At 40.1% G+C, this 9,711-nt stretch carries 10 protein-coding genes and 1 pseudogene; 10 read left to right on the top strand and 1 reads right to left on the bottom strand.

What is annotated here, in order from left to right; translation table 11 throughout:
- Positions 1 to 521: 521 nt before the first annotated feature.
- The 10 genes from E0698_RS20960 (at position 522) to E0698_RS20915 (ending at position 8,891) form a co-directional block, all read left to right on the top strand.
- Positions 522 to 932 carry a TIGR03826 family flagellar region protein gene (locus E0698_RS20960; protein WP_044648603.1) on the top strand — a complete coding sequence of 137 codons (411 nt, stop codon included), beginning with the start codon at positions 522 to 524 and terminating at the stop codon, positions 930 to 932.
- Positions 933 to 1,128: 196 nt separating this feature from the next.
- The gene (flgM, locus tag E0698_RS20955; protein ID WP_013312286.1) at positions 1,129 to 1,404 is read left to right on the top strand and encodes a flagellar biosynthesis anti-sigma factor FlgM; all 276 of its coding nucleotides are present in this window, start codon (positions 1,129 to 1,131) and stop codon (positions 1,402 to 1,404) included.
- 10 nt (positions 1,405 to 1,414) lie between these two features.
- On the top strand, positions 1,415 to 1,915 hold the full coding sequence (locus tag E0698_RS20950) for a flagellar protein FlgN (protein ID WP_192512807.1): 501 nt from the start codon (positions 1,415 to 1,417) through the stop codon (positions 1,913 to 1,915).
- An 18-nt stretch (positions 1,916 to 1,933) separates the two neighbouring features.
- A complete protein-coding gene (gene flgK / locus E0698_RS20945) occupies positions 1,934 to 3,502 on the top strand; it encodes a flagellar hook-associated protein FlgK (protein WP_192512806.1) in 1,569 nt (522 codons plus the stop codon).
- Positions 3,503 to 3,568: 66 nt separating this feature from the next.
- A complete protein-coding gene (gene flgL, locus E0698_RS20940; protein WP_192512805.1) occupies positions 3,569 to 4,489 on the top strand; it encodes a flagellar hook-associated protein FlgL in 921 nt (306 codons plus the stop codon).
- A gap of 17 nt (positions 4,490 to 4,506) precedes the next feature.
- Entirely contained in the window at positions 4,507 to 5,076 is a 570-nt protein-coding gene (locus tag E0698_RS20935; RefSeq protein WP_192512804.1) for a DUF6470 family protein, read from the top strand.
- A gap of 95 nt (positions 5,077 to 5,171) precedes the next feature.
- The gene (gene fliW, locus E0698_RS20930) at positions 5,172 to 5,624 is read left to right on the top strand and encodes a flagellar assembly protein FliW (protein ID WP_044648599.1); all 453 of its coding nucleotides are present in this window, start codon (positions 5,172 to 5,174) and stop codon (positions 5,622 to 5,624) included.
- A 2-nt stretch (positions 5,625 to 5,626) separates the two neighbouring features.
- Positions 5,627 to 5,866, top strand: coding sequence for a carbon storage regulator CsrA (csrA, locus tag E0698_RS20925; protein ID WP_044648598.1), 240 nt, complete (start codon positions 5,627 to 5,629; stop codon positions 5,864 to 5,866).
- 152 nt (positions 5,867 to 6,018) lie between these two features.
- The gene (locus E0698_RS20920; RefSeq protein ID WP_192512803.1) at positions 6,019 to 6,834 is read left to right on the top strand and encodes a flagellin N-terminal helical domain-containing protein; all 816 of its coding nucleotides are present in this window, start codon (positions 6,019 to 6,021) and stop codon (positions 6,832 to 6,834) included.
- Between the two features lie 179 nt (positions 6,835 to 7,013).
- Complete coding sequence (locus tag E0698_RS20915) at positions 7,014 to 8,891, top strand: glycosyltransferase family 2 protein (RefSeq protein ID WP_192512802.1); 1,878 nt, start codon at positions 7,014 to 7,016, stop codon at positions 8,889 to 8,891.
- A gap of 57 nt (positions 8,892 to 8,948) precedes the next feature.
- Here the strand turns inward: E0698_RS20915 and E0698_RS20910 are convergent.
- Positions 8,949 to 9,652 (bottom strand): annotated as a pseudogene (locus E0698_RS20910) (IS30 family transposase); the annotation flags it as partial.
- Positions 9,653 to 9,711: the final 59 nt, after the last annotated feature.

Genomic DNA, 9,711 nt, shown 5'->3' with positions numbered 1-9,711 from the left:
AACTTGAACACATCATTCATTAGATTATCCTTTTTGCTTAATGGGGTCCACATGTTCCATCCCGTCCTCTTCCTATTTATTACTAGACAGTATGGACACTTTCTCTATTAAACAGACATCTAACATTCACTTTAGCGAAGAAGCTTTTATTTTAATCTAAAAACCTGAGCGTTGTATGACGATAAATAGACACATGCAATAGGATTGATCTGGCAGAAATCATTTGTCTCCTTGGGTTACATACGAATTGCATATCATTATATATATGTAAGAAAAATTTTAATGTTAGGTTATGGCCCATTAGCTGGTGTGGGATTTAAATGCTTGGTTTTCTTGTTGCGTTTCTTAATACAGAGTACATTAGAATTCTGTACCTTTATTATGATATCGTACAAAATGTGCAATTGTGTAAAATCTATCACTCTTTTTTTAAAATATTCGCTAGACGAGGCTCTTAGATATAAGGTAATGTAAGGATACACTAAAACGAGACCGGAAACAGGAAAGGGGCGCTGCAGAGCATGAACTTGGATAACTGTCCTCGCTGTGGAAAGCTGTTTATTAAGAACGTCAGGGGAATCTGTCAGAACTGTATTAAAGAAATTGAAATTGAATACGAACGTTGTGTCAAACATATACGTGAAAATAAGGGCATTCATATGCATGAGCTTTCAGAGGCTACTGAGGTATCCGTAAAGCAAATCACAACATTTATACGTGAGGGACGTATTTCCATTGCTAATGCGCCCAATATGACGTATCCTTGCGAGGTATGCGGGATACCGATTCGTGAAGGGCATATGTGCGATTCTTGTCGAACACGTCTGACTAAAGACCTGCATCAGGCTGTACGCGAAAGTAGTAATCAGGATCAAAGTAATAATATGGGCTCAGGTACCTACAGCGCGATTGATAAACTTCGTGGAAAGTAGTACAGGGGAATTAAAAACGTATTCAGCTATTCAAAAAGTTTCAAATACCGCCGATAATCTTTATAGAGCTTATCGGTTTTTTTATTTTTAGCAACCATGCACAAAATAAAGAAGTAAGGCATAATACGAACCATGTTCGACGCTATGTCGTCTGATACATTCTGACCATATCAAATAACTAAGGAAGGTGGAAGTTATGAAAATTAACGAGACCAACCGCATCGGAGCTATTAATCCATATCAGCGAAATATTGAAACAGGACGTCAAGAGGAGCAAAAGAAGTCCCGCCGCAAGGACGAGGTTTCGATTTCTCCGGAAGCAATGGAAATGCTGAACCGCAGCAGTGATGCAGACCGCGTTAAGAAAATTCAGGAGCTTAAGCAGCAAGTAGCTTCTGGAACCTATCGTGTGGATGCCGATAAGATTGCAGAGAAGCTGTTACCTTACTTCAAGCAATCTTCCGAAAGCTAGGTGAAGGAATATGCCTTTAGAGCGATTGATTGATGTGCTGGAGCAACTAGACCAAAAGCATCTTATCTTGTTGGAACTGGCGCATAGTAAAAAAAAGATTATCATGGAAAATGATATGGACAGCCTGGTTCAGCATTTGAGCCAGGAGTCCAGACTCCTTAAACAGGTAGAACAGCTGGAGGAAGCTCGTATGGAGGTTTCGTATGAGCTTCTTCGTGAACGTGGTATTAAGTCTCAGCTTAACTTGACTATAACCGAGCTGGCACGTCTTGTCTTTGATCCTGAAGATAAGAACAAACTCCTCAGTGTCCAGAGCCGCTTATCCCACACCCTTTCAGAATTAAAGGAAATTAATGCGATCAATCAAAAGCTCATCGAGCAATCGTTGGTGTTTATTGACTACTCGTTAGATCTACTTGTAGGTCGTCCTAATCAGGAGATGACTTATATGCACCCGGATCAGAAAAGTAATCAACTCGCACGACCTGGATTGTTCGACACTAAGGCTTGAACCGAGGAGGAAAATAGAGTGCCATCCACATTTCATTCCATAGAAACAGCCAAAAGAAGCCTTTTTACACAAACGGCAGCTTTAAATACAACAGGACATAACATAGCTAATGCCAACACAGAAGGCTATACACGGCAAACGGTTAAGATGAGAGCTTCTATCCCGATGGAGGCTTATGGTATTAACCGTTCTAATGTGCCTGGTCAGTTGGGAACAGGTGTTGAATTTGATGCTATTGAACGCATTCGTGAGAAGTTCTTGGACAGTCAGTATCGCGGAGAAAATACTGAGCTGGGCAGTTGGACGATTCGAAGTAACACACTTGATAAGCTACAACAGATTATGAACGAGCCGTCTGACACAGGGATTCGAAAGGTGTTAGATAACTTTTATAAATCTTGGTCTGATTTAAGCAAAGACCCAGAAAGTGTAACCGCACGAACTATTGTTAAAGAAAATGCGCTTGCGTTGACTGATGCAATGAATCATATGAGTAAACAGTTAAGTAATTTATCTGCGGATTTAACCTCGAATGTGGAGGCTAAGTCTAGTGAGCTACAAAGCTATGTAAACTCCATAGCGGATCTGAACCAATCAATTACTAAAATTGAAGGTTTGGGGGATAACGCTAACGATCTTCGTGACCAGCGTGATTTGATCGTCGATAAAATTTCAAAAATCGTTAATGTAACGGTGACTGATACCGATCAAGGTTACAATGTCAATATGGGTGGTCAAGCGTTAGTAGCCGGATTTACACCGACTACTGGAATTAACGGCGCCTTTTTACAAGCTGCTTTTGCTTCCAATGATTTGCAAGGTGGCGAAGTACATGGAATGATTTTCTCCAGAGATCGATTTGTAGCAGATTATACTGCCCAAATGGATAACCTCGCCAACACATTGGCGACCGGTAATATTTCTGTAACGCTACCTAAAGGCTCGGTATTGCCAGAAGGCACTGTACTGAACGGAGTGACTTATACAGGGACCAACCGCACACTTCAATCGGATTTAACAGTTACGGTTAAAGGTCTTAATGGTCTGCATCAACTGGGTTATACCCAAGAGGATAAGGATGCTAACGGTAATATGGTTGCAGGTAAACCTTTTTTTGTAGCTTCAAATAATGGCGGGACGATAACGGCAGGCAACATCACGTTAAATACCGCTATAGCCGATAATCCTAACGCCATTGCAGCATCCCTTCGTGTAACAGGTACTGCTCCTACTGAGGAATTGGTTAAAGGTAATAATACATTGGCATCCCTGATGGCCAACTTGAAATTAAACAATTTCACTTCTGTTTCTACGGGGAATACGGCTACTATTGATAGCTTTTTCAGTTCTATGGTTGGTCAGTTGGGGATAGAGGCTCAAGAGGCAACAAGACAGACACAAAACTCGACAGCCCTCGTATCTCAGGTGGAAACTATGCGCCAATCCGTGAGCGGTGTTTCGCTGGATGAAGAAATGTCCAATATGATCAAGTTTCAGCATGCCTACAGCGCCGCTGCTCGGTTTATGACCACATTCGATCAATTATTGGATAAATTAATTAACTCCACAGGTGTAGTGGGAAGATAAGAATGGGGATTAAATATCTTGTGTTTTTATATACAAGTGGGTATTTAATTACGGGGGGACATGATTATGCGAGTTACTAACAATATGCTGAGCTCACAGCTTTTGCTGAATTTAAATCGGAATTCCGAGCGTATGAATAATACGCAGAACCAGTTGTCTACCGGACGCAAGCTGAACAAGCCCTCTGATGATCCTGTAGGTATTACGTATTCCTTGAGGTATCGATCTGAATTATCTTCAAATGAACAATACCAACGGAACGTAGACAGCGCGGTGTCGTGGCTTGATTTTAATGATACGGTGATGGATCAGGCGGGCCAAATTATGCAGAGAGTACGGGAGCTGACGGTCCAGGCTTCTACAGGAACCAATCCACAGTCTGCTCTTGACAGCATTAACAAAGAAATTGGTCAGCTTAAGGAACAGATGATTGATGTTGTGAACAGCCAACTGAACGGTAAATATATATTTAATGGTCAAACCTATGACAAGAAACCATACGATCTTCCTTTGAATGCTGATAATACACATGATACGTCTGGAGCAGCATCCGTTGTTACGGATACTGGTAATGTTAATTTTATAGTGGGTGAAAATGTTGCCTTGCCCATTAATGTTACTGGTAATGAAGTCGTAGGAACGAGCACGGATACCGATAATTTATTTACTATTTTTAATCAGTTATCTGCAGCTTTGGCAAGTGGTGATATTAAAGCAAGCGGGGATCAATTAGCTAATATTGATTCACGGGTGGATAAAATGCTGAAGGTCCGGTCGGAAATGGGTGCTAAATCCAACCGTGTTGAGCTGATGCAGAGCCGTTTAAGCGATCTGGAAGTGAACTTAACGGACTTGCAATCGAAAACGGAAGATGCAGATTACGCCGAGCTTTTGATGAATTCCAAGATTCAAGAAAACATTTACAATGCATCTTTGTCAGCAGGAGCGAAGATAATATCCCCATCATTAATGGATTTCTTAAGGTAGGCTAAGGAGGGGGTATAGTGGCCATCATTCCGACGCTTCAGATCCGGCAAACTCCGGCTATCCTGCACATTGATGCAGACCCAGGGCAGTATTCGATTCGACAGCCCTCGGCAGATATAGAATTAACGACACGACGTGCTCAACTGGAAATTCACCAGTATAAGCCTCAACTGACCATAGATCAAAGTGCAGCCTTCTCTGCCTATAACGGTGGTAATTACCTTGAGATGAATAATCGAATTTATTCAGGGGTGCCACAGATATTTTTACAGGCTCTTGCGCATAAAGTGGAGCAAGGTAACCGAATGGCGGCGATTCATATTCCTGGGAATACAGTAGCCAATGTTTTTGGAGAGGATACAGAAACTCATGTTCTTCCTGAATTCAGGGGGGCTGCATCCATGGATAATGTGGATATTCATGTTGAAACGCGTGCACCTGATATTACATATACACCTGCTGTATCGGAAATGCATGTGACCGTTAATCGTCCCGAGATTGAGTATACTCCAGGAAAACTGGAGATTTATATGCAGCAGTATCCATCAGTGGCCTATATTCCGCCTGAAATTGATGTAACGATGTAAAATAAGTTAAGGTTATAGAGGAGTTGTTCAAGCCGTCTATAGCCTTTTTTTTGTAGCAAAATGTATAAATCTGATTAAATATTGGAGGAATATTTGTGATTATATCCACATCTATTTGGGGTGACATTGAAGTTAATGAAAAAGAAGTATATCGTTTTGAAAAAGGAATCCCGGGGTTTGAGGAGACGATTGAATTTGTGTTGCTTGATCAAAACGAGGCACCCTTTTACTATCTCCAGTCCCTTCAGCAGAAAGAACTATCTTTTGTCTTAGTGGACCCTTTTATTTTTTATCCTGAATACGAGTTCGAACTGCCGGATAGTGAAACGGAAGAACTGGAGATTGGATCTAATTTAGTCGTTCGCAGCATACTAACATTACATGAGCAGGTAGAAAACTCAACGATCAATCTATTGGCACCATTGGTATTCAATCCAGATAATAGGCAGGCCAAGCAGGTTATTTTGCACCAGACCACATATCAAACGAAGCATCCATTGCAGCCCACCAAGGAAGACGAAACCATCCGTTCAAAGGAAGGTGAATAATCATGCTGGTACTTTCGCGTAAGAAAGGTGAATCCATCATCATACAGGATCACATTGAGGTTACCGTACTTGGAGTAGAAGGGGATACCGTCCGTATAGGGATTTCAGCGCCCAAGCAGATGGATATCTTCCGTAAGGAGATATACTTGTCCATTCAAGAGTCCAATCGTGAATCTGCAGCCCATACACAGTCGAATTTGGATGCTTTGCGAAGCTTGATAAATAAAAATAACGAAAAATAAAAAAAAATCCTAAAATGCTATTAAAAGATCGGCGAGATTGTCGATATATATAGTACAAGCTATTGCGGAGGGGCGGCCGACTTCAACGGATAGCTGTAACAACAATAAACCACATGGATGTGGGACATTTACCTTCAGGGAGGAAATTTAAAATGATTATCAATCACAATATCGCTGCAATGAACACTCACCGTCAATTGAACACAAACACTACTAACACAAACAAAGCAATCGAAAAGCTGTCTTCCGGTCTTCGTATTAACCGTGCTGGTGACGATGCTGCTGGTTTGGCAATTTCCGAAAAAATGCGTGGTCAAATTCGTGGTTTGGATATGGCTTCCAAAAATGCTCAAGATGGCATTTCTTTGATCCAAACAGCTGAAGGCGCACTGAACGAAACACACAGCATTCTGCAACGTGTTCGTGAATTGTCCGTACAATCTGCAAATGATACGAATACAGATGCTGACCGTAAAGAGCTTCAAAAGGAAGTAGCCGAATTGACAAAAGAAGTAAATCGTATTTCCACTGATACTGAATTCAACACTAAGAAATTGTTGGATGGAGCTGGTGTTAGTAGCGCAGTGTTCCATATTGGTGCTAACGCAGGCCAAGCAATTACATTGTCAATTGGAAATATGGGTGCTACATCATTGGCAATTAATACAGTTGATATTTCCACTCAAACAGGTGCGAATGCGGCGATTGCATCTTTGGACACAGCTATTGCTTCAGTATCTTCTGAGCGTGCTAAATTGGGTGCAAACCAAAACCGTTTGGAACACACGATCAACAACCTGGGAACCACTTCCGAGAATCTGTCTGCTGCTGAATCCCGCGTACGTGATGTAGATATGGCGAAAGAAATGATGAACCAAACGAAGAACAACATCCTTGCTCAAGCTTCCCAAGCGATGTTGGCTCAAGCCAACCAACAACCACAAGCTGTACTTCAATTGCTTCGCTAAGATTAATATATTCCTTAAAGTATTAAAAAGCCCTCGCCTATTTAGGCGAAGGCTTTTCTTTTTGCGGAATTCCTCTTAATTCCTTATAATTCCTCTTTTTAGCACTAACTACTCTCTAATATATAACCGATATAAAGAGTAATAGCATTTATTTAGTGGTGAAAGGAAAACCTAAACTTATGTCTAAAACGATAGCATTATGTATGATAGTGAAAAATGAAGAACAATTCTTAAGACGATGCTTGGACAGTGTCAAGAACAAAGTAAATCAAATTATTATCGTAGATACGGGCTCAACTGATAATACTTTAGGTATTGCTAAAGAATATACTAATGATGTGTACAGTTTCAAATGGATTGATGACTTTTCAGCTGCCAGAAATGAATCTATTAAATATGCTACCACTGATTATATTTTGGTAATGGATGCAGATGAATATTTGGAAGAAGGTTCCAACCTGCAAGATGATATCTCTACAGAAAAAGATTGGTATTTTTTGAAAATTCATAATATTTTATCACAGGGGAGAAAAATAACTCATATTGCTGTACGACTTTTTGCTAATAATAAAGGGTTGTTTTTTCAAAATCGTCTCCACGAGCATTTAAATATATTAGTTGAGGACAAAGTTTTTACAAATGACTTCGGTAATTCAGCATTGCAACATACGGGTTATACCGATGATATGATGGAAGATCGAGACAAGAAGAAAAGAAATCTTCCCCTCATGTTGCGGGAAGTACAGGAAAACCCGAATGCCTATAATTTATTTAACATGGGTAGAACTTACAAGTGGGTCGAAGAGTATGAAAAGGCTATTCATTACTTTCAAAGTGCATATCCTTTGAGTAAAAATCTAACTATTATGCCTGATCTTTTGATGAATTTAAGTAGTTGTTTAGTTAGTTTAAAGCGTGAACATGAAGCTCTAAAGATAATTAATGATGCAGCTACTTTGTTTCCAAATGAAACTGATTTACGGCATACTCAAGCTCTTCTTTTTTTGGAGCTCGGCTATTTCAGAGATGCCATCAAAACTTTTGAAACTTGTCTTAGTCTCGGAGATCAAGGAATAACCATTACTGAAGGTAATGGTGGTTATATGTCACATTTTAGGCTAGCTGAGGTATATGAGAAGAGCTACCGTATATCAGAAAGTTACGAACATATTATAGATGCTGTACGTGATAGTAAAAGCTTTGCCGTAGGAATATCAAAGTACTTTCAAATTGTTACAATGGCCAACATTCCACTTGAGGACGTCTACCAAAATTTTAGTCAGATATATAAAATGTCAAAAGTCGAAGAACTTCAACTTTTAATTGAAATACTCTATATAATGAGACATCCTATCTTGAATAGGTATTTAAATGAATATGAAATTAAAGTTGAAGCAAAAATAAGCGCAGTGGCTACCCAATACGATAAACAATATGAAAAAGCAAAATTATTGTGGATTAAAATGGTAGAAATTACTCATGAAAATGGCGAAGATATCTTGTTACTTGCGTTTATTTTGAAAGACTTAGAGCTATTTGAATTATCACTCTCTTATCTAAACTTAAGCATGAGAGAGACAAAAATGCTCCGAACTATAATTCTAAATGAAGAATTAAGAAATTTGAAATTTTCGAGTTATATAGAGAATATTTTGGCGAAGATAATTGAGAATTTACTTGTATTACAAGAATATGAAGTTTTTCAGTGTGTTCTCAATTATGCCGAGCTAGGTTCTATAAATTTTAACTGTAGCGTAATAGAGAAGATAATTAAATACGGTTTTTATGAAGTGGCTATTGACTTACTAATTAAAATATTCAAAACTAACGCTAATAATATAAAGGTAATACAATTGCTGGGAGATATGTGTTATAAGCTGAACTATTTAGAGGATGCACAGCTTTTTTATAGTAAACTATTGGAGCTTTGCCCTGAGTATAGTTCATATGAAAGGTGCTATATGCTATTTGAGAAATTGGACGATAAAGAAAATCAGTACATTATAAAGGAAAGTATAAAAGAGAGTTTCCCTCTCTGTTTGTGGGTTTTAGAATGAGCTTTAAGAGATTCACTTTTTATGAAATTTAAAAATTTATTTTTATTTGACGGATTGTCAAGCCAAGTGCGACAGTTCCTCTAAAAAGGATTCGTGAGCCGTTTTCCACCCCAAACATTTTCGTGGTCTGTGATTGATGAGATAGAATGCTTTCTATAGGACTTCATCCGTAACTTGAGCGAAATCCGTCCCTTTGGGGAAGAACTCTCGCAGCAAGCCATTAGCGTTTTCGTTGGAGCCTCGTTGCCAAGAGGAATTACGGATCGGCAAAATAGATATGTACCCCATGGGTGGCCTCCAGACTCGCATAACAGGCAAACTCTTTGCCACGGTCAGCGGTGGCTGTTTGGAAGACTCCAGCAGGGTACTGGGAAGGGCTACGCCAAAGGCAATCTCCATGGATAGCGCTGTGCGATTGGGCATCTGAATCGCGGTGTAAAGACGCGTCTTGCGTTCCACGAATATGGCTACACAGTCTTTGCTTATTCCACGCCCTGAGATCACGGTGTTCCATTCTCAATGTCCAAACGTTTCCCGAGAACGGGCTTCTTTCGGGCGTTGGGAGATGGTTTTGCCTACGGAGAACGTTCCTCGTTTTTCCGCAGGCTGCTGCCGCTTGCCTTTGTGCCGGAGCACCTTCAGGGCCCCTCTCATTAGGCGGCTGGTATAGAGCCAGCAATAGATGGTTTAAAGCACACCACATGTTCTCCTTCTTGCCAGAGCCGCTCTGCGATTTGCTCAGGAGACCAACTGGCCTGAAGCAGGCAATAGATCTTTCAACTGGATACAGTAAACGATTTTATAAACTTTACTTGGAGGA

The organism is Paenibacillus sp. 23TSA30-6 (genome assembly GCF_014858585.1).
In the GTDB taxonomy this organism is placed as follows: domain Bacteria; phylum Bacillota; class Bacilli; order Paenibacillales; family Paenibacillaceae; genus Paenibacillus.
This window is presented reverse-complemented; position numbering and strand designations above follow the sequence as displayed.